Source organism: Mucilaginibacter sp. RCC_168, from assembly GCF_041355315.1.
Lineage (GTDB): Bacteria > Bacteroidota > Bacteroidia > Sphingobacteriales > Sphingobacteriaceae > Mucilaginibacter.
On the sequence record NZ_JBFUPN010000004.1, the window covers coordinates 45,591 to 66,682 of the forward strand.

The window sequence follows — 21,092 nt, forward strand, 5'->3', positions numbered from 1 at the left end:
TTCAAACCGGAGAATGACTAATCCGGCTTTCTCATTGTCCATTTGCCCTATTTAATGGTTAAATGGAGACCCTACTAAGCACACCTTTGTATCAATAAACAAAAACTCAAATCATGGAAACGAAAAAAGACATCTTTGCCGGTATCATTATTATAGTTGCACTGGCTTTATTAACTATCTCAACCTCCGCCTCGGCACAGCAGCAAGGCGTTAAGCGTAACGATTTGCAGCGTCATGATCTCAGCATTCCGGGACACGAGACCGTACAGGCACGCATCGACTTTGAACCGGGAGCCCTGGCCGTTAAACACAAACACCCCGGCGAAGAGATCATTTATGTACTGGAAGGTTTACTGGAATACCAGGTAGCTGATAAACCATCCGTAACCCTTAAAGCCGGCGATGTATTGTTTATCCCTGCCGGTACAGTCCATTCAGCCAAAAACGTGGGCACCGGTAACGCGAAAGAATTGGCTACCTACGTGGTTGAAAAAGGGAAACCGCTTGTGGAGCCGGTTAACTAAGAACATGCTTTTTTAATCTCTCCCGCTCCTGTAAGTTTCTAATTTACAGGAGCTGGAATTTCGTATTTATGAATGAGTTTAACGTGAGAATCTCTCAAACTTAAAACATAATATTGCCTAAATTGGTCTACATATAAATAAACGAATGATCATCTGTTTCTTCAATCTGTAAGCCCATGAAAAAAGCAGCGCACAACCCGATCTTTAAAACCGTAAAATTCAGCCTGATCAAATTATTTATGGTAAGCTTTTTATGCCTGCCTTTAGTTTTTGCTGCGACAGGATGTGCCGCGCAATCTACCCCGGCTCGTTCCCTGTTGGCACTTTCCAAAAGTGATCATATTCTGGCCATTATTGATCCGGTTAACCTCAAAGTGCTCGCACGCATCCCGGTGGGATCTGATCCGCATGAGGTTATCGCTTCGGCGGATGGAAAAACAGCTTATGTTTCCATCTACGGTGGCGGGAGCCTTCATGAGCTCAGTGTGATAGATCTGATGACGCAAAAGCCCCTGCCCTCCCTGGATACCAGGCCGCTCATGGGGCCGCATGGCTTAGCTTTTGCCAATGGTAAAGTATGGTTCTCGGCAGAGGGCTCTAAAGCGGTTGGAAGCTACGATCCGGTGAGCGCCAAATTCGATTGGGCCATGGGAACCGGTCAGGACAGAACGCATATGATCTATGTAAACCGCGATGGAAAAAAGGTTTATACCACCAACGTTAACGCGGCAACGGTGAGCATTTTGGAGGACAACGCTACAGCCCCGGCGTATCATGAATGGGTACAAACCGTTATCCCGGTGGCCAAAGGCTCTGAGGGTTTTGATGTATCGCCCGATGGTCGTGAATTGTGGACCGCTGGTGCCGCCGACGGAGCTATTTCCATCATCGACTTGACTACCAAAAAGTTAACCCGCACAATCGACGCGAAGGCTGTAGGGGCCAACCGGCTCCAGTTTACGCCCGATGGCAAGCGGGTGCTGGTAAGCAGTCTCAGAACCGGCGATGTGTTCGTTTATGATGCCGCATCGCATAAAGAGTTAAAGCGCATCAATACCGGTCATGGCGCCGCTGGCATCCTGATAGACGACGACGGATCACGGGCCTTTATTGGCTGCACCGGCGATAACTATGTGGCAGTAATTGATCTCAAAACGTTAACTGTAACCGGACATATTGATATACGCGGGGCCGATGGCCTGGCCTGGGCGGTTAGGCCATAAGTTCGTACTTGCGCCAATTACTCAACTATTTTTATCCAATTTTTCGAGCAAAGCAAGAATTTTGTCGAGCTTATCTGCTTCTATGGCATTCAGGCGCAGCTGTAATTCCTCAATTTCCTTTTTGGCTTCTACATTGGTACGGAAATCTTCATTGGCCTGGACGCGGTCGCGTTCATTCTGACGGTTTTGGGCCATCATAATGATCGGCGCGGCATAGGCTGCCTGGGTAGAAAATAACAGGTTTAATAAAATATAAGGATATGGATCCCAATGACCGACAAGAGCCACAACGTTTAGCAACATCCACACGGCCACAATAATGGTTTGAATGATGATAAATCGCCATGAACCCATGCCACTTGCCACAGAATCAGCCAGGCGTTGCCCGAAGGCAAGCGATTCTGTATGCCTTTGATACCAATTTTTTTTACCGTTTGCCATTTTTAAGGGGTTAAGCTTTGAATGATAAATATAAAAAATTAATTGGCTGGGGCTCCTTGCCTTATAGCTCACGCAAGTGCTTATATTTCTACTACTATTTTCCCCTTAGCCTGGTTACTTTCCATATAAGTATGTGCCGCTACGATCTCATCCAGTTTAAATACTTTATCAATGTTTAAATTGATATCGCCTTTGGCCACTGTATTGATAAAATCCTGCAGCAGATCCTGATTTAAATTGCCCGCATCGCCACCATAAATCGTTAACCTGCCCAAAGAAGGAATATCCGCCATTGGTGTAAACTCCTTCATCGTCCACTCGTTACCTAATATCCCGGTCATACAAACCGTACCTTTTTCCCGGATACATTTCAGTGAATCTTTGAGTGTTACGGTACCAATGAGCTCGAGCACCTTATCAACACCCTGCGGAAACAAGCTTTTTAGTTTGCCGTTAATCCCACCGTTGTCAATTAAAACATAGTCGGCGCCATTTGCTTTCAGATGCTGTTCTTTATCAGGGTTTCGGGTGGTGGCAATCACTGTTAATCCATAGTGTTTGGCTAACTGGCAGGCCAGCATCCCGATAGATGACGTTCCGCCACGAATTAATAGTGTTTCGCCTTTTTGAACTTCCAAAGCCTGGGTAAGCGATCCGGATACCGTCTGGAACATCTCAGGTATAGCCCCCAATACATTCCAGGGCAGATCGCTTTCAAAAGGAAAAGTAATTTCCAAAGGAACCGCGGCATATTCGGCATAGCCTCCGTCAAAATCACGACCCATACCGCCCATCAACGCGGCTACTTTCTGTCCTTTTTTATAGGTTCCGGAAGCATCTTCTTCCACTTCACCTACACATTCGATGCCCTGTATCCTGGGGAACTTTACATTTGGCGAATGTCCCTGTCTTGTAAATATCTCCGACCGGTTAATGCCAAACGCTTTTATCCTGATCAGGATCCAGCCTGGTTTCACTTCGGGTTTTGGTTTCTCCTGTATTTCAATTACGTCGGGGTTACCCGCTTTGGGGGTTACTGCTGCTTTCATGGTGCTGATTATTTTCAACTGCTTATTAGTTTAATAACAGTGCAAAAATGAGGCAATAAGAAAGAAGTCACCTACAAACAAGTTTAAGAAATACCCTTAATGTAGATTAAGGGTTGGTTACTTTTTGGCGATATTATTACGGATCTTACTTAAAAATTCGGGCGTTATACCCAGATAGGAGGCAATTTGTGTATTGGGGATCCGGTTTGCAAGCTGAGGGTATTGTTCTAAAAAGCTTTGATATCTTTCTTCTGCTGTGGAACTGATGTTTTGCAATATCCTGTTCTCCAGATCAATCACCTTATTCTCCATGATCACCCGGAAGTTACGGTCGAACTTGGGGAAGTTGCTGTACAGATGAAACAAATTCAATCTTTCTATCTGCAAAATCACCGAAGGCTCCATAGCCTCAATATAAAGCCGACTGGGTTTATTGGAATAAAAGCTGCCTATCTCCGCGATCCACTCATTTTCTGATGCAAACTGAATAATATGATCGGTTCCGTTTTTATCAACCCCATACATCTTAAAACAGCCGGAAATTACAAAGGTGAAATACTTGCAAACATCCCCTTCCTGCAAAATAAATTGCCGGCGCTTAATGTTTCGTTCCACTGCACGATGGCTCAATTCCTTTTTTTCTACCTCATCAAGCGGAAGATAATTTTCAAAATGAGTAAAAAGTTGATTTAATGACTGCATGCTTATTCTTCGATAGAACCCGTTAAGGTAAAAACGGAAGCTAAATCTATAAATAAACTTCAATAAAAAGACTGCGCCAACGCAAGTGTCCTGTGATTATAATGCAGGACACTTGTTGTAGCAGGGTAAACAACTACGGTTTGGATGGCGCTGCCAGAAACACCCTTTCTCCATTTTTAAACGACGAAACAGCATCAAAGTTTATGGGTCCCGAAACCAGGTCCTTATCATAAGCAACCCTGCCCTGCCCTTCGTTGATGAATACGCCAGTTCCGTTTTTGTTGTCGATATTGATGATGCCGTAAGTAACGTTTTTTAAATCTGTACCATCTTTTGTTCCGGACAGTAGTATCCCGAAATAAGCAAATTTACTTTTATCAGCAGAAACAGACTTTACCTTTCCATAAACGGTGAAATTATTGCCGCTACCGGAGATAGCTGTAGTGATACTGGTATCCGCAGCATTAAGGAAAAACTTTCCGACTAATTTTATCCCAAAGTCCTTGGTGCTTTGTTCAAAGAATTTTACGCTGGCATCATGAAAGCTTTTACCAGGATAATCGGTTTTGATATTACTGTTTTTCAATATTAATGGCGCGATACTAAAAGCGCCCTCCACATTGGGCGGCGTTGTACCCTGATTTACCGTCAGGCCCAATTTTGCCAGGGTATCAATGTATTGCTGAGGCAGGATGTCAGAGATTTTCTTATTTAAAATATCTTGTGGGCTTGGGTTTACTTTATCACTTTTTGAACAGGAAACTATCATCATAGCAGATAGTAAACACAACAGAACTAATAAATTTTTCATAGGTAAATGAGTTATGATATTAATGTACTTCCAGGGGAGTTCAAAAGTATATAGCTTCCAACTATGTATCTATACCTACATTTTGGTATTTATTTGTACCGGCTTTTAAGTGATGAGGATGGTAGAAAATGATGAATAACTTCTCTCTCCGCTGCCGCAAGCGTCCCGCTTGTGGTAGCGAAGGAAATTCATTGCTGCACAACTGGCTTGTTTAAATTGTTCGCTTCAATATGATGGCTAATAAGCGCCTGAATATCATATTCATACTCTCCTGAATAATTTGATAGATATTCCTTACGGCACATTGGACAATGATAATAACCATCACCCCAGCTTTTAGAAGTTTTAATATTACAAACATCACAAACTGGGGATAGATTTTCAATTATAAAAGTATTGTTATAGCTGTTAACGTGATATTTCCAATCCCGCTGTCCGAAGTCTCTGACTTCGGACGATTATGCCGGTAGTTTTCAACTACCGGTACCTGAAGCAAACGTTGTTGCCGTTTTACTGTAGTCGCAGAAACAAACATAATCAATCGGACAGCGCAGAATCGGGACAGCGCAAGAACTGTTCAAAAGACGACCGAAAATTTGTTACCGTAGGCATAATATATTATTGAAATTTCATTATAAATTTATATCACCTAAGCGGTTGTTTTGCCACTCAAAATGGGATAACCTCAAAGAGCCGATGCAGCGATTCCCTGCATAAAAACAACCATTTCACAATGAAAAAACTATTTTACCTGTTATTGTTCTCAATGCTCATAGGCTGTAACAACAAGCAAAAGCCTGTTGAAAAAAAATCCAGTTCACATGTTCCTGCCATTTCAAAACCAACGAGTAATACACCCCCTAAAAAAATCCAATACAGCGACCAGCAACTCGAACAATTTTTAGATAGTGTAGGTCACCTGCCAACACAGCCGCTTGCAGCTAAAACAGCTTTTTGGGCCGATTCAATTTTTAAAAATCAGGCACAACTTGATAGCGTAATCTCATTGAGTGATTTTAAAAAACTCAAACAAGCAACCCATACCGGAGCAATAGATATTCTTACAGCAAGACGGATTTTTGGAAATAAGAAAATTGACAGTGCCTGCAACGAAGAGAGTGTGCTTTTAACTTATAAAGAAGGACTTATCCCTGTGGTTTATTACCCTTTTGATAAACATAAAGCAGATTTTAATGAATATGCTATTTGTATTGGAGCTCCAACCCACTGTGAAAACGCTTATTTATATTTTTTTAAAGGGAACAAAATCATTGCCAGGCATAACGGGTCCAGTCGTTATGGGCTCAATCTGGAACATTATAAAGACACGGATGGAAAAACCGTAATTTACTATAAAGAGGAATTTGATGACGGCTCAGGCATTTGGTGGAATAACTATTTCTTCTATAAATATGATGGCGATAAATTAATTCCTGTTTTAAACGAACTCCAAAATGGAAATTTGACAATATCAGTAGGTCGGGCTTTCTGGCTCGAATCATTTGTTCAAAAAACTAATCCTTTAACTATTAAAATGGTTTATTATGATCAATTTCCAGTCTCCTCTGATACCACTGATTTCGGGCCCGATATTATCAATGACTCCACTATAGTTAAATATAACTGGAATGAACAATTAAAAATCTTTCAAGGTGATTACAAAAACTCAAAGATCAGTAAACCGCAAGTTCTATCTTATTATTTAACAGGTGATGATGATATTATATTTATCAATGCTTACTATAAAACATTAAGAGCCGCATTGCTTGATAAAGTGAAGAAAAAACGCACGCTGTATTATCTTAACGAGGTGAAGAACTATCAACGCAAGCATTAGAAATCATACCGTTTATGGTAACGGAGAAATCTCCCGCTGTCCGAGGTCTCCGACTTCGGACCATTATGCCGGTAGTTTTCAACTACCGATACCTGAAACCAGATTAAGCGTTGTTTCTCGTTTTACTGTAGTCAGAGACTACAAACATAGCCAATCCGAAGTCGGAGACTTCGGACAGCGCAGGACCCTTATCTAATTTTATTCAGTCGTGATACTTGATACCCGCTACTTGATACTAAACTGCTAAACTATGCAAGCGTATTAATAGGCTGCTGTTCCAGCGTATGCACGGTATCTTTGTGGAGTTGTGTTTTGCGCAGGAAACGAAAATGCAGTATACCGATGATGAGGGCTACTATACCCTCCAGCATCACCGTATCGGCCGTACCTATCCATTGCGACACCGCCCCTACCAGCAAACCACCCAGTGGTTGCATGCCAAAAAATGCCATGGCGTAAAAGCTGATCACCCGGCCGCGCATATCCGGCGCCACCGTAGTTTGGATCAACGTGTTGCTGATGGTGATCTGCGACATCATCCCGAAACCGGTTACCGCCGCAAACAACAGGGCCAGCGGATAACTGGGCATGTGCGAAAAGATGACCAGTCCGCCGCCAAATATCAGCGTGTTAACAGCCAGGATCTTTTTGAGGTTATGGCCGGGCTTAAGCGAGGCCAGGTAAATAGCGCCCGAAAACGCGCCCAAACCTATCAAACTATCCAAAACACCAAATGTGGATGCCGTGCCTTTAAAAATATCCTTGGCATACACCGGTATCAGCGTACTAAAGGGTAGTACCAGTAAACTGATAGCCGCCAGCATAATAAGTATGGATTTGATGGACGGCGTATTACTGATGTAAACAAAGCCTTCCTTCAGTTCGGAGAAAATATTTTTATCGTGTTTTTTGGTCGCCATTTTGGGTAAGCGCATCATCAGTAAGGAACCGATTACAGCTATAAAGCTGAAGGCATTTGCGCCAAAACATATGGTATCGCCAAATTTCTCCAGCACCAGTCCGGCTATGCCTGGGCCGATAAGTCTGGAAAGGTTAACCATGGATGAATTGAGGGCGAGGGCATTAGGCAGATCGGCTTTGTTATCCACCATCTCATACACCAATGATTGCCGGGCTGGCACGTCGAACGCGTTGATAAAACCCAGCACTGCGCTCAGCGCGATGATCTCCCACACCACATAATGCCCCCAGAATATCAGCGCGGTAAGCAGCAGCGCCTGTATCATGGATGCTGCTTGTGTGACCAGCAGCAAACGGTAACGGTTATAACGATCGGCCACTACACCACCCAGGAACGAGAATAAAAACGAGGGGAACAAACTGGCAAACAGGGTAAGCCCCAGCATAAACTCCGAGTGGGTAAGCGAGTAGATAACCCAGCTTACCGCGGTTTTCTGCATCCAGGTACCAACTAACGATATGGACTGCCCGGCAAAATACAACCGGTAATTGCGGCTCTTAAAGGCATTAAATGTACTTATGTTCATCCTTTGCAATGATTGAATTAGTGAATTAGTGATTTAGTGATTTAGTGATTTTTTTCAGCTTTGATCTTTCATCAATCAAAATCGACCAATTTGGTTAGGGGGCCAATGGCTTGTTTCAGTAATGCTTTTTCCTCTGTTGTGCAGGTGGCATCTAAGGCTTTGTTAAGCCATTCGTTGCGCTCGCTTCGTACCTGGTACAGCAGGGTACGACCAAGATCGGATAAGGAGATGATGGCCTTGCGTTTATCCGTTTCAGAAATACGCCTCTTGATCAGGTCCATCTGCTGCAGCTTGCTCAATATTTGCGACATGCTTTGCGTGGTGATCTTCTCCATCGCGGCCAGTTCATTGGGCAGCAGTTCCACATGTTTATCCAAAAGGGCGATGATCGACCGCTCGGTGAGCGATAGTTTATCGGCTGTGGATGATTGTTTACGCAGTTTTTTGATCAGCCGTGTTACCACGGTACGCAGCTCAGAAGCCAGCAGGATATCTTTTTGCTCTGTCATAATTCATCAAGTAAACTTGTAAGTTTACCTTACAAATATAAATATTGTTTTATCTGGCTAAAGTCATAAAGAAAAAAGGGCTGGCTTACCCAACTCATACTATTAATACACCCGTCATTGCGCAGCGTGGCAATCCCCGATATATAGGTTCGCTCTGTAATTGAGGGATTGCCACGTCGTTCCTCCTCGCAATGACGAATTAAGAAAAGACTCTTAAATAATTTGACCAAAAAAATGCAACCTTTTTTATTCCTTTTGCGTCTTGCATACAAAACTATTATCTCAACATGCGTCAACACCTGAAACCCATCATCCTTACAGCCTTACTGCTCAATTTTTACATCCATGGCTTCGCGCAAAACGGTTTTTCCAATTTGCCCGACAGCGCGCGCTTTGTGACCGGCGATATTGATAATTTCTGGAAAGCTTTTGACCATTTTAAAAAGGATACTTCCCAAAACACCTTTGGCAAAGAATACATCGACATTGGCAGCGAGGGCGTAAAAGGCTTTACCCCTTACCGTATCCGCAGTGCCGATAACTTATACAAAATGGTAAAGAAGCGGCAGGCCGATTATGAAAAAGTAAGGGCAAACACTTTACGCATAAAAGAAAAGGAAAAACAATGCCGGAGCACTTTTTATGCTTTAAAATATTTATATCCGCAGGCCAAATTCCCACCGGTTTACTTTGTGATCGGTGCGTATAATTCGGGCGGGACTTCCGGCGATCAAGGATTATTTATTGGTGCCGAAATGCAAAACAATATTGATGGCTTACCGGGCATTGTAGCGCATGAACTCATCCATTTTCAACAGAACCTAACCAGCGAAAACCCGACCTTACTACAACAAAGCATAATAGAGGGCAGTGCCGACTTTATAGGTGAACTGATATCCGGAACTCGTGGCGATGATGCCGCGAATAACTATGGTAATGCGAATACCGCCCGGCTTTGCAAAGAGTTTATTTCCCTCATGAACGGCACCGAGCGTAACGACTGGCTTTACGGAACTTCTAAAAAAGATGATCGTCCGAACGACCTGGGCTATTGGATAGGCTACCAGATCTGCGCCCACTATTACGCTAAAGCAACAGATAAAAAACAGGCCATCTATGAAATCCTGAATATTAAAGACTATCCAGATTTTCTGAAAAAAAGCGGTTACTTGGATAAGTATCTTAATTATTGAATTAGTGATTTAGTGAATTATTGATTAAGAACAACCATTTTTTCCTTCCCAGTCAGCAGAACAGCTTCAGGCGAAAACGGGCAGAACAATGGTGGTCATGTGCGGTTGCAGGGGCATTGCAAGTTTTTGCTGAAGCCCGGGATTGTGCGAACGAAGTAGGGCAAAATAATTGCAGCCCGTGGTTCTGGTTGATTTGCAGGGCAATGGCCAGGAGCGCAAAGAAGCATTTCTGGTGACAAGCCCTTTGGTTACTTTGTGGCTACAAAGTAACAGCTCAGCGGCAATTGAGCGCTCTGCGACATGCATTTTTCGCTCAGTATGCGGGGGATTATTAATGATGTATTTGGTTTTATTGATATCAATAAGCTCCCTTTGGTCGGTTGTCTTCGTACAGCAGTGACGCATGTGTTTTGTCTTGATTCTCGATTCTTGACTCTTATATCTTGACTCTCTCCCCTACTTCCCCCAAAAAGCTTATTCTTTAAATTATTTGTATCGCGTTTGTTACATTTAGGGAGCATTATACGTATTTGAGAAAGTGGTACAGGCTCGGGGTGGAGTGACATTCATTGAATATATTTTGTTCAAACAAAACATAAACTGCTATGAGCAAATTTCAAACTCTTTTTCGCGTCGCTATGATGCGGCGCAACAATCTGCTATTCACAAACTCCTAAAATATCAACAATGAAAAGCACAACAACATTTAAGGTATCTGTACCTCAATCCGTGTTAGATGATCTGGAAAACCGTTTAAAAAACACCCGTTGGCCCGGTGAAGCAGAGGACTCCGGCTGGAACTTCGGCACCAGCGAAACTTATCTGAAAGAACTGGTAAATTACTGGATCAATCATTACGATTGGCGCAAACAAGAAGCAGAGTTGAACAAGTATCCTCAATACACAGCTGATGTAAATGGTGTAAAAATTCATTTTCAATACATTAAGGGCGAAGGCAAAAACTCCAGGCCGCTTTTGTTAACCCATGGCTGGCCAGATAGCTATTATCGTTTCCACAAAATCATCCCCTTATTAACCCAGGGCGATCAAAGTTTCGATCTGGTTATTCCATCTATCCCGGGCTTCGGCTTCTCCGAAAAAACGGCTATCACCAGCGAAGCAGTTGCCGATCTGTGGAAGGTACTGATGACCGAAAACCTGGGCTATACCCAATTTTATGCAGCCGGTGGCGATGTAGGCATGGGCGTTACCAAGGCCCTTGCATCAAAATATCCTGATGCGGTGGGAGGCGTGCATTTTACAGATGTTGGTTACCCAATGGGCCAGGAAGACCCCAACACCATGACCGAAGCCGAAAAGCAATTTGCACAGTTTGTGCAGCAATGGTGGTATAGCGAAGGTGCGTATGCCATGGTGCAAGCCACAAAACCACAATCGCTGGCTTACGGCCTGAATGACTCACCCGCAGCGCTAGCTGCCTGGATGCTGAGTTTCGGCAATGCGGGGGCCTCTCCTGAGATCCTGGAAAAAGCATTTGGCGGCAGGGATGAATTGCTAACCAATATCATGATCTACTGGACTACACAAACCATAGCCACCTCCGTTAAAATGTACAAGGTGGATGCAATAGCACAATGGGGTAGTGCAAAACCTCTGCAAAAAAGCAATGTACCCGCGGGTGTATCGGTATTCCCGAGGGAAGCACAATTTCCCAAAGAATGGGCAGAACGCTTTGTGCATGTGACCAGCTATAAAAAAATGAACGAAGGAGGGCATTTTGCCGCCCTGGAAGTACCGGATGTTTTTGCTGATGAATTAAGAAGCTTCTTTTACAGTATCAATTAGTGGTAATAGATCTGCCATTTGTAATTCCACCCCAATTTTCGTATATCGTATAAAACCGCGGCCCGGTGCTCCTTCATCAAGGGCACCGGGCTGTTTTGTTAAGGATAAAACAAGACCAAAAATCGATCGTTTGATAAAAAATAAGGTTACCACTTTTTAAAGTTTTCAAAACCGATCAAAACCGCATTAAAATTTGTTAAAAAGTGTTAAAATCGATGGTTTTGGATCAATTTTTAAGCGTTTTTAGTCCGCTTTTGAGCGGAAAAGTGTTAAAATTTAAGGTTTAAAAAGTTTTGGACAGCATTATCAGAAAAAAACCGAGGCGTCAAAAATTACTTCATCATTAAATATTTGTCGCCTCAAAACACCACTTTTGTACCGAGTAATTATGGAACCCAAACACGACATAGCCACATTGGATGATATCAAACTACTGGTAGATACTTTTTATACCCACGTAGCTGCTGATCCTTTACTCGCCCCTATATTTACCGAACGTCTCGGCGGGCACTGGCTGCCTCATCTCGAAAAAATGTATACTTTTTGGCAAACCGTACTACTGGAGCAATATACCTATAACGGCGCGCCTTTTCCGCCCCATGCCCGTTTATCGGTAGATGAGCAGCATTTTGAAGCCTGGCTTAACTTATTCTCGGCCACGGTAGATAGCTTGTTCCAGGGCGAAAAAGCGGATGAGGCCAAATGGCGGGCAGGTAAAATGGCCCAGATGTTCCAGCTTAAAATAGCGCACGTTAAAAACAACCCTCGCAATATATTATAGCGAATTGAGCATGGCATACCGGCATTTTTGTAAATTTGTGCCGTGCCACCTACCGAAAAAAAAGTTACCGAAATTCCCAACCCCTTTGTCCCGGTGAAAAAGAAAGCTCCTGCTAAAAGAAAAACCGTGGCCCAAAAGAAAAAGGATCAAAAAACCACCATATACTGGCGAATAGCTATAGTCGGACTGTTACTCATCCTGCTTTCGCCTTTTTATTATGGCTATGTTTTGCGGAGTTTTAGCGCTACCTGGCGCTGGGTATTGGATATAGGGCATGATACTCGCTATCGTACCTATAAAAGCTTTAATGTGCGTATTCCGGCGGGGTTTACAGTTCACGGCATCGATGTGTCATCGTACCAGGGCAAAATAAACTGGCAAAAGGTAAAAGCCATGAATGATGACGATGTGCATATCACTTTTGCCTTTATCAAAGCCACAGAGGGGGTTTTAAGTGTAGATCCCTACTTTCAGCGTAACTGGCGCGAAGCGCCTAAAGCGGGGATCATATGCGGGGCGTATCATTACTTTCTGCCGCAGAAAAGCGGCATATGGCAGGCCAGGTTCTTTCTGCAAACCGTAAAGATGGAAAAGGGCGATCTGCCTATGGTGGTTGATGTAGAGCAGCTTTACAGAACCCCGCCGACTAAAATGCGTGAGCAGCTGATGTCGTTTGTAAATCAGATTGAAAATAAAACGGGCGTAAAACCCATTATTTATACCAACATCAGCTTTTACCAGGATTACCTGCAGGGCTATTTTGACGATTACACACTTTGGATAGCGCATTATTACCAGCCTGTGTTAAATATCAGCAACAAAACCAACTGGCAATTTTGGCAACACTCTGATAAAGCGCGCATTAACGGCATCAATCAAAAAGTTGATTTTAATATATTCAGGGGCGATAGCACGGCTTTCCGGAAACTGCTCATCAATCCATGATTTTTTGTAACGGGTAAACAGTTACAAACGTCAATAAAATAAAAAACATGAAAATACGTATATACCGTCTCCTGATAGCCATCACTTTTTTGCTATCCTGCACATTTTGGCGCAATAATGTACAAGCTCAAGCCACCCAAAAACATATAGACCCAAAGCTGTATAATACTATTTTGCATATGGACAGCGTTTGTTTCGACGCTTATAATACCAGGGATCTGGAAACGCTAAAAAAGGTATTTTCCCCAAGCTTAGAGTTTTACCATGACCTGGGAGGCCTAACCAATTATGAGCAAAATATACAGGCTTTTGAAAAAAACTTTGCCAACAATAACAATTCGGGCTTAAAAAGAGAGCTGGTAAAAGGCAGCCTGGAAGTTTATCCCATTAAAGATTATGGCGCTATTGAGGTAGGCATGCACAGATTCACTCATATGGAAAACGGCAAGGAAGTAGTTGGCCTGATGAAATTTTTACATGTATGGCAATACAAAAACAATGAATGGAAAATTACACGGATAATCAGTTATGACCATTAAAACGGTAATTTTCCCTAAATCTTTTCAATTCTTTTAATGCCATTTTCAGGTAGCCCGGTTTTAAGTAGCGGGCAAAAAGAAAAATGGTGCGGGCCATCTGCGGAAACAGTATAATCTCTTTATTTTGAGCTACACCCTTTAAAATATGATGAGCCGCCTCTTCTGCCGGCATTCCGGGTTCAAATTGTTTTATCGAGTCCCGGTTCCAGCTCGGATCGGCGTTAACTGCAGGCAAGCTGCCGATGATGGGCGTGTCGATCAGTCCGGGGCAAACGATGCTTGCTTTAATATTAAACAGCTTTGCTTCCTGCCGCAGGCAACGGGTATAGTTTACAACAGCGTGTTTGGATACGCTATAAGGCGTAATCAAAGGGATATACCCCACCACACCAGCCAGGGAGGATGTATTAACAATATGACCGCTACCCTGCTTTATCATGTATTGATAAGCTGTTTGTGAGCCATAGAGCACACCATAAAAATTGATATCAAGCACCTTTTTCCATTGGTCAATACTGATATCGCGCAATTCGCCGGTTATGGCTATTCCCGCGTTGTTAAATATCATATCCATGCGGCCATGTTCTTTTACAACATCGGCTATTACCGCTTCAAAATCGGATAATTGAGCAACATCCAGTTTGCGGGCGACAGCGTTTTTCCCGCTTTGTGTTATCAAGCTTACGGTTTCATCGGCATTTTGAGTATTGATGTCGGTACAAATCACTGTAGCGCCAACTTTGGCAAGCTTTTCACATAGCGCCCGGCCCATGCCCGAGCCTCCACCGGTTACTAAAATAACTTTATGCAGGTAGTAATTGTTGTACATAGTGAGTGAGGTTGTTAGGTTTATTGAGCTGACAATTGTCCACCTAATATACTAATATATAACATCTTAAATCCTAATAAACCTAAACTAATCAACTATAATTCAATATAAAAGTGTCCATCACCGATATATTACCTGGTGAGGATATTATCTTTATAGTACAATTAAATTATCACAACCCTCTAAATACCTGCAATCATGAACAATTTTTTAAAATTTGCTCTTTCGCTACTCAGCTTAGGAGTTATTACAGCCAATATAGCGTTGGCGCAGCCAGGTACCAATGGCCACAAAAAGCAGCAGCACATTAAAAAGGCTGTCTGGCTATTGGGTGACTGGCAAAACAAAACAGCAAAGGGCATAAGCACCGAAAGTTGGAAAAAGCTGAACGATTCCACCTTCCTTGGTAAAAGCTATGTATTAAGAGGCGCGGATACGGTATCTGCCGAACACATTCGACTGGAAGAGCGTCATGGTAACCTGCTTTATACTCCTACCGTCAAAAATCAGAATGAGGGAAAACCGGTAATTTTTACCATGACCACGGCATCGGCAGAGGGCTTTGTTTTCGAGAACCCGGAACATGATTTTCCGCAGAAGATCAGCTATAACCTCATCGGCAAAGACAGCCTGATGGCCGAAATTTCGGGGACATACAAAGGGAAGCAACGCGCCATAAAATTCCCAATGGGTAGGGTCAAATAAATTGTATCTCAGAACCGCGCTGTAATTTTCGGTATTGCATCGGCATAATTTATTTTTTTTATTTTTTTGAAAAGATGTCCAATTAGTGAAAGTCCGCTTGATATGGTGGTATAATTCATTGATCAGACAACTTTTAAAAATTAAAAAAATGAAAGAGTACGCATTAATTTTCAGACATGAAGACGGCCAAAAAGTGGCCTCACCAGAGCAAATACAAATCTGGATGAAACAAACCATGGACTGGATAGCCACCATTGCCGCCAAAAATAAATTTGTAAGCGGCACCGGCCTGCCCTTTAATGATGCACGGGTTGTGCACGCTGACAAAACGGTTACCAATGACCCATTTGGTGAAATTAAAGAAACCTTAGGTGGCTACATTATTGTAAAAGCAGATAATGTTGATGAGGCCGTCGAATTTGCAAAAGGCTGCCCAGTATTACAGGGAGAAGGAAATACGGTTGAGGTAAGAACAATTGCCCATCACTGATAATGTAGTTAATTTGATAGGCATCAAAACAGAAAAACCGCTGACACATTGCCAACGGTTTTTCTGTTGCTATAAATTAAGGGAGATTAGTTCACTTTATTGACCCTCCCCGAGCCGGTGTACCTGGTTTCGGCAATGGTAGCGTTGCCGGAGTAAGTTACTCCTCCAGAGCCGGTAATACGTGCGGATACGGTTTTATTAGCTACCACTGATATACCGCCTGAACCGCTAATGGTAGCAGTAAGCATTTCGGTAGTTAAACCTTTACCATTGATCTCGCCCGAACCACTGATACGAAATTTCGCAGCATCAGTGCTACCTTTAAGGTTAATACCACCTGAACCACTAATGCGCGATTCCAGTGTAGATGCTTTTACGGCGGCACGCATATTGCCCGATCCGCTTAAGATAACTGATACATTTTGCCCTGTTAAAACTCCATCAAGGTCGAGATTTCCTGAACCACTATTAGCCAGGGCACTGAGTGATTTGGCGGTAACATAAATGTCGCCACGTTTAATGTTATGGTTGCGTAACGAAAAATTATGGCGGAAACCTATTTTTAAAACACCGCCTTCAACCTCGGTTTTAACATCATTTACCACATCGTCATCAATGTCCAGACGAACACTTTCGGTGCCGGTAATTTTAACGTGTACATTAAAGGGGCCTCCTGATTCAATACTGTTAAAGCCAGAAACAGACCTGGTTTGCCCACTTTGGGCGAAGGTATTTAACGAGAGCATGGTGATAGCCAATGCAAACAGGATAAAGATTTTTCTTTTCATAATTCGATTGTTTTTTAGGAGACGCTATATCTTGGTAAATAGTTGCAACAAATAATAAGGGATAAGTATTTTCTTTCCGGAACGGGTTTATTTGTATTATTTTGGATGAAGTTAATATATAAAGTTCATATTTTAAATGCCTGATCAGCTTGTTCGCTTTCATAAAACCCGCATAGCTCCTACTCCAAGTGGTTTTTTACATTTGGGTAACGTACTGTCGTTTACCCTTACAGCTGCACTGGCGAAGCTGCATGGAGCTAAAGTATTTTTAAGGATTGATGATATGGACCAGGCCCGTGCAGAACAAGCGTATATACAGGACATTTTTGACACGCTGAACTTTTTAGAGATACCCTGGGACGAAGGCCCCCGTAACGCCGAAGAATTTAAGGACGTTTACTCGCAAATGCACCGGCTGGAACTTTACTCGGAGGTTATTAAGCAACTAAGAAATAATGGATCGCTATTTGCCTGCACCTGTTCGCGCAAACAGCTCGAAAAGGAAACCTGTATCTGTTTTGACCGTAAAATTCCCATGGATACAAAAGATACTGCATGGCGCCTGCATACTCATAACACCCGCGGACTAACCATTCAGGGTTATAACAACCAAACCGTTAACACCATTTTACCGGCAGATATGCAAAATTTTGTGATCAGGAAAAAGGATGGGTATCCTGCCTATCAGCTTACTTCGGTAGTAGATGACATGCATTATGGGGTCCATCTGATCATTCGCGGGCAGGATCTTTGGCCATCAACCCTGGCTCAACATGAACTGGCACTGGCTCTTGGCAAAAAAGAATTTCAGAACATTACTTTTTACCATCATCCATTACTTACAGATGAGCTGAACCAAAAACTTTCCAAGTCGGCAGGAGCAACTTCGGTACGTTACCTACGGCAAAACGGTAAAACCCCAACTCAAATTTATACTATGATTGCGAATATGCTGGGAATGGATACAACCATCAGCAAATGGGAACAACTGGCCGAAGGGGCCTTAGCTTTATTTTAGTTATTATTTTCTGTATCTAAATAATTACAAAACAGTTGATAGTTAAAACTGTATTTTTACAGCAGTTAAAGTTATGTTGTGAAAACGCGGAAACAAATCATAAGGCAATGTATTGTAATATCACTCTTAGTGATATTACAGGCTGTATCTTTGATCCACATCGCGTCTATGCCTAAGTTCTATACCCCGATCAACAAACCCCAATCGTCTTCAAGTATAGATCTTCTCCATAAAAATCACAGCGCGGGTAATGTAAGAACACCTTTTCAGCGCGGCATCGAAAACCACCGCAGAGCTTTAATAACTCCTCCGAATAAGGCTTTTTCCCTTATTTTTTCATTCTTTTTAGTTAGCCTTATCTCATTGGCTATAATTAAAAAGCGTAACACTCATTTAAGTCAGCCGGGCATTCTATTACAGAGTTCATATCTGAGATTGTGCACGCTTAGAATCTGACCATCTCCTGCTATTTCCTGCTATATTGATTGAAGCTTCTAAATTGATAGAAGTTCCGGTCCATGATATGTCTGTTTTCTCACTTTTCGCAGAGCAATGCGGCATATCCGGTTCGTTCATATAGTTCAAAAATTTGTTACTCAAAAACAAACAGGAAAAAATTATCGATCGAACCCTCTTCCTGATAAAACTAAATACGGATGTGCCAGAAAGCACAAACAATATGTTTTGAAATGAATAAAATACATTTTAATATCAAGCACAACCTTTTCGTTGTATTCTCGGGTTTGCTGTTTTTATCATTGAGTGCACAGGCGCAAAATGGTAAACCTAAATCCAAATCGTTCCCCGTTCCGGAAAATATCCCTGACACTAATAAAGTTGGCTTTCCTGTTATGCCTAATGCAACAAATTCAGGCAATGGCACTGATCAGTATATGACACTAAAACAGTGCATTAATTATGCTATGATCCATCAACCTGCATTAAACAAATCGCTGATCAATGTCGATATTGCCAAAACAACCAACGCTATTAATTTATCGGCATGGTTGCCCCAGGCCAATGCCAATGGTAACCTGATCCATTATATACAGCAATCCAACGCCAATATTTCAACAGGCGTAGGTACTGGTGGTACCACTACCGGCAGTACCGGTACGGGTACCGGCTCAACCACTAATGTGCGGTCGAGCTATTCCAATACATTTATTCCCGAACTGGCGGTTACACAAGCCATAGTGAGCCCTAATTTATTATATGCCGCTAAAACTGCCCCTCTGTTGGTTAAACAAGCCCAGCAAGTAACTGATAGCACCAAAATATACCTAGTATCGGCAGTAAGTAAATCATTTTATAATGTATTGCTTACGCTGCAGCAGATCAATGTTTTAAAGGAAGATACCACCCGCCTGGGTAAAAACCTTCGCGATACTTACCACCAATATAAAGGTGGCATTGTTGACGAAACAGATTACCTGCAAGCTACCATTACTCTCAACAACTCCAGGGCTCAGCTTAAGCAGGCTAATGAAAATGTAGTGCCTCAGTATGCTGCCTTAAAACAGCTGATGGGCTATGAGCCTGATAAGGATTTCAATGTAAGTATTGATACGGCGCAAATGATGAGCGATATACAGATTGATACCACAAAGCAATTACAATATGAAAAACGGATAGAGTATCAGCAGATAGAAACCCGGAAAGATCTGCAAACCAAATTAAGCAGCTATTACAAGTATCAGTTTTTACCTACGGTATCTGGATTCTTTAATTACAGTGCGCAGTTCGCTAACAATAATTTTCCGAGTCTTTTATCCAAAGCTTATCCAAGTTCGTTGGTGGGACTGTCAGTTAGCATACCCATATTTACCGGTTTTGCCCGTTTGCATAATCTGCACAAATCGCATTTGCAGGAACAGCTGATCGGTTGGGACGAAGCTGATCTGAAGCTGCAATTACATAAAGAGTACGCCACAGGGTTAGCCGATTACCGGAGCAACCTTTACAACTTTAATGTTCAGCAGAAAAATGTGGCCATGGCCAAACGGGTATACTTTGTGGTCGACCTTCAATACAAACAAGGCATTGTGGCTTACCTGAATGTTATAACCGCCGAATCGAACTTAATTACAGCAGAAATCAACTACACCAACGCCCTGTTCCAGCTGCTTTCGAGCAAAATTGACCTGGAAAAAGCAATGGGAGATATCACTTATTAATATAAAAAACCAACTCCATGAAAAGAGTATTTTTAAATGCCATTTTTATAAGCCTTATTATTCTGGCAGCGTGCAATAAAAAACAACCACCTGTTAATTCTGAAGTTCCTGTTAACTTATTTAAGGTTAAGGAAAAACGGGTATTATATTACGATCAGTACCCTTCTACCACAGCCGCGCTTAGCCAGGTTACGCTGCTTCCGCAGGTTCAGGGAGCGGTAACAGGTATATTTTTTACAGAAGGAACTCATGTAAAAAAAGGCCAGAAATTATACGAAATTGACAAGCGCATATACCAGGACAGCTATGATGCCGCGGTAGCAAACCGTAAGGTAACCGAAGGAACTTTGGTACAGTCGCAACAGGATGCCGACCGTTATGAGTATTTAAATAAGTATAATGCTGTTGCCAAACAACTTTATGACCATGCGGTAATTACACTGCAAAACGCGCAGAGCCAGGTTAAATCGGCAGATCAGGCGGTAAAAACAGCCCGTACAAATTTAAATTATGCTACCGTGTACGCCCCTTTTGATGGCACCATAGGTTTTAGCCAGGTAAAACTGGGTAATGTGGTTACAAGCGGATCTACTGTGCTGAACACGATATCCACAGACGACCCGATGGCCGTTGATTTTGTGATCAACGAAAAGCAGCTGCCCCGCTTTGAGCTGTTACAGCAAAACAAACACCAGACTGCCGATTCACTTTTCACCATTTTATTAGCCGATAACTCACTTTATCCCATAAACGGAAAAATTTCGGTGATAGATCGCGCGGTTAACTCGCAAACAGGCTCTATTACTATCAGGCTCGTGTTTCCAAATCCCAAGGGTATGTTAAGGGTTGGTATGAGCTGCGTGGTACGGGTACACAATCAGGAGAAAGGTCCGCAGTTGGTGGTTCCAGGCAAAGCCGTGGTTGAGCAAATGGGCGAATACTTTGTATATACAGCAAAAGATAGCCTGATGAATAACCCCAAAGCCGGTGCCGACTCCGCTATAAAAAAGGTAAAGAAACTGATAGCCGTACAGAAAAAAGTTCAGGTTGGTCAAACTATAGGACCTAACATGATCATTAAAAGCGGTATTAACAGTGGCGAACGGGTTGTGGTTGACGGTGTGCAGCTATTACATGATGGCTCGCGGATCACAACTGCTAATAAGATTGCACCATCAGCAGGTGGTAAAGGCGGACGCTAATAGCATCGCTAAAAA

General features: G+C 42.6%; 21 protein-coding genes. 13 read left to right on the plus strand and 8 right to left on the minus strand.

Annotated elements, in window-relative coordinates; all coding sequences use genetic code 11:
• Positions 1-113 precede the first annotated feature (113 nt).
• Both AB6735_RS04365 and AB6735_RS04370 read left to right on the plus strand, forming a co-directional pair.
• Entirely contained in the window at positions 114-524 is a 411-nt protein-coding gene (locus AB6735_RS04365; RefSeq protein ID WP_370994622.1) for a cupin domain-containing protein, read from the plus strand.
• Between the two features lie 176 nt (positions 525-700).
• A complete protein-coding gene (locus AB6735_RS04370; protein ID WP_370994623.1) occupies positions 701-1,747 on the plus strand; it encodes a YncE family protein in 1,047 nt (348 codons plus the stop codon).
• Positions 1,748-1,768: 21 nt separating this feature from the next.
• Here the strand turns inward: AB6735_RS04370 and AB6735_RS04375 are convergent, their stop codons facing one another.
• The 4 genes from AB6735_RS04375 to AB6735_RS04390 form a co-directional block, all read right to left on the minus strand.
• Positions 1,769-2,188 (minus strand): DUF1003 domain-containing protein, encoded by a 420-nt coding sequence (locus tag AB6735_RS04375; RefSeq protein WP_370994624.1) that lies wholly within the window; start codon positions 2,186-2,188, stop codon positions 1,769-1,771.
• An 80-nt stretch (positions 2,189-2,268) separates the two neighbouring features.
• Positions 2,269-3,237, minus strand: coding sequence for a zinc-binding alcohol dehydrogenase family protein (locus AB6735_RS04380; protein ID WP_370994625.1), 969 nt, complete (start codon positions 3,235-3,237; stop codon positions 2,269-2,271).
• Positions 3,238-3,354: 117 nt separating this feature from the next.
• The gene (locus AB6735_RS04385) at positions 3,355-3,939 is read right to left on the minus strand and encodes a Crp/Fnr family transcriptional regulator (protein ID WP_370994626.1); all 585 of its coding nucleotides are present in this window, start codon (positions 3,937-3,939) and stop codon (positions 3,355-3,357) included.
• Positions 3,940-4,072: 133 nt separating this feature from the next.
• Complete coding sequence (locus AB6735_RS04390; protein WP_370994627.1) at positions 4,073-4,750, minus strand: hypothetical protein; 678 nt, start codon at positions 4,748-4,750, stop codon at positions 4,073-4,075.
• A gap of 733 nt (positions 4,751-5,483) precedes the next feature.
• Here AB6735_RS04390 and AB6735_RS04395 point away from each other — a divergent pair.
• A complete protein-coding gene (locus AB6735_RS04395; RefSeq protein ID WP_370994628.1) occupies positions 5,484-6,587 on the plus strand; it encodes a hypothetical protein in 1,104 nt (367 codons plus the stop codon).
• A gap of 248 nt (positions 6,588-6,835) precedes the next feature.
• Here the strand turns inward: AB6735_RS04395 and AB6735_RS04400 are convergent, their stop codons facing one another.
• On the minus strand, positions 6,836-8,095 hold the full coding sequence (locus AB6735_RS04400; protein WP_370994629.1) for an MFS transporter: 1,260 nt from the start codon (positions 8,093-8,095) through the stop codon (positions 6,836-6,838).
• A gap of 71 nt (positions 8,096-8,166) precedes the next feature.
• A complete protein-coding gene (locus AB6735_RS04405; RefSeq protein ID WP_370994630.1) occupies positions 8,167-8,604 on the minus strand; it encodes a MarR family winged helix-turn-helix transcriptional regulator in 438 nt (145 codons plus the stop codon).
• Between the two features lie 287 nt (positions 8,605-8,891).
• Here AB6735_RS04405 and AB6735_RS04410 point away from each other — a divergent pair, with 287 nt between their 5' ends.
• From AB6735_RS04410 to AB6735_RS04430, 5 genes are all read left to right on the plus strand, one after another.
• On the plus strand, positions 8,892-9,797 hold the full coding sequence (locus tag AB6735_RS04410) for a DUF2268 domain-containing putative Zn-dependent protease (RefSeq protein WP_370994631.1): 906 nt from the start codon (positions 8,892-8,894) through the stop codon (positions 9,795-9,797).
• Positions 9,798-10,484: 687 nt separating this feature from the next.
• Positions 10,485-11,603, plus strand: a complete 1,119-nt coding sequence (locus tag AB6735_RS04415) for an epoxide hydrolase family protein (RefSeq protein WP_370994632.1) — start codon at positions 10,485-10,487, stop codon at positions 11,601-11,603.
• Positions 11,604-11,991: 388 nt separating this feature from the next.
• The gene (locus AB6735_RS04420; protein WP_370994633.1) at positions 11,992-12,384 is read left to right on the plus strand and encodes a group III truncated hemoglobin; all 393 of its coding nucleotides are present in this window, start codon (positions 11,992-11,994) and stop codon (positions 12,382-12,384) included.
• A 42-nt stretch (positions 12,385-12,426) separates the two neighbouring features.
• Positions 12,427-13,329, plus strand: coding sequence for a glycoside hydrolase family 25 protein (locus AB6735_RS04425; RefSeq protein ID WP_370994634.1), 903 nt, complete (start codon positions 12,427-12,429; stop codon positions 13,327-13,329).
• Between the two features lie 47 nt (positions 13,330-13,376).
• Positions 13,377-13,868, plus strand: a complete 492-nt coding sequence (locus AB6735_RS04430) for a nuclear transport factor 2 family protein (RefSeq protein WP_370994635.1) — start codon at positions 13,377-13,379, stop codon at positions 13,866-13,868.
• Here the strand turns inward: AB6735_RS04430 and AB6735_RS04435 are convergent.
• Entirely contained in the window at positions 13,852-14,697 is an 846-nt protein-coding gene (locus AB6735_RS04435) for an SDR family NAD(P)-dependent oxidoreductase (protein ID WP_370994636.1), read from the minus strand. The genes AB6735_RS04430 and AB6735_RS04435 overlap by 17 nt on opposite strands.
• Positions 14,698-14,895: 198 nt before the next feature.
• Between AB6735_RS04435 and AB6735_RS04440 the strand changes: the two genes are divergently transcribed.
• Positions 14,896-15,402 carry a DUF6265 family protein gene (locus AB6735_RS04440; protein ID WP_370994637.1) on the plus strand — a complete coding sequence of 169 codons (507 nt, stop codon included), beginning with the start codon at positions 14,896-14,898 and terminating at the stop codon, positions 15,400-15,402.
• Positions 15,403-15,550: 148 nt separating this feature from the next.
• Positions 15,551-15,892, plus strand: a complete 342-nt coding sequence (locus tag AB6735_RS04445; RefSeq protein WP_370994638.1) for a YciI family protein — start codon at positions 15,551-15,553, stop codon at positions 15,890-15,892.
• Positions 15,893-15,978: 86 nt separating this feature from the next.
• Here AB6735_RS04445 and AB6735_RS04450 read toward each other — a convergent pair whose 3' ends face one another.
• A complete protein-coding gene (locus AB6735_RS04450) occupies positions 15,979-16,680 on the minus strand; it encodes a head GIN domain-containing protein (RefSeq protein WP_370994639.1) in 702 nt (233 codons plus the stop codon).
• A 136-nt stretch (positions 16,681-16,816) separates the two neighbouring features.
• On the opposite strand from AB6735_RS04450, the gene AB6735_RS04455 reads away from it, so the two are divergent.
• The 3 genes from AB6735_RS04455 (at position 16,817) to AB6735_RS04465 (ending at position 21,077) form a co-directional block, all read left to right on the plus strand.
• Complete coding sequence (locus tag AB6735_RS04455) at positions 16,817-17,698, plus strand: glutamate--tRNA ligase family protein (protein ID WP_370994640.1); 882 nt, start codon at positions 16,817-16,819, stop codon at positions 17,696-17,698.
• A 689-nt stretch (positions 17,699-18,387) separates the two neighbouring features.
• Entirely contained in the window at positions 18,388-19,875 is a 1,488-nt protein-coding gene (locus tag AB6735_RS04460; RefSeq protein WP_370994641.1) for a TolC family protein, read from the plus strand.
• A gap of 17 nt (positions 19,876-19,892) precedes the next feature.
• Positions 19,893-21,077, plus strand: a complete 1,185-nt coding sequence (locus AB6735_RS04465) for an efflux RND transporter periplasmic adaptor subunit (RefSeq protein WP_370994642.1) — start codon at positions 19,893-19,895, stop codon at positions 21,075-21,077.
• Positions 21,078-21,092: the final 15 nt, after the last annotated feature.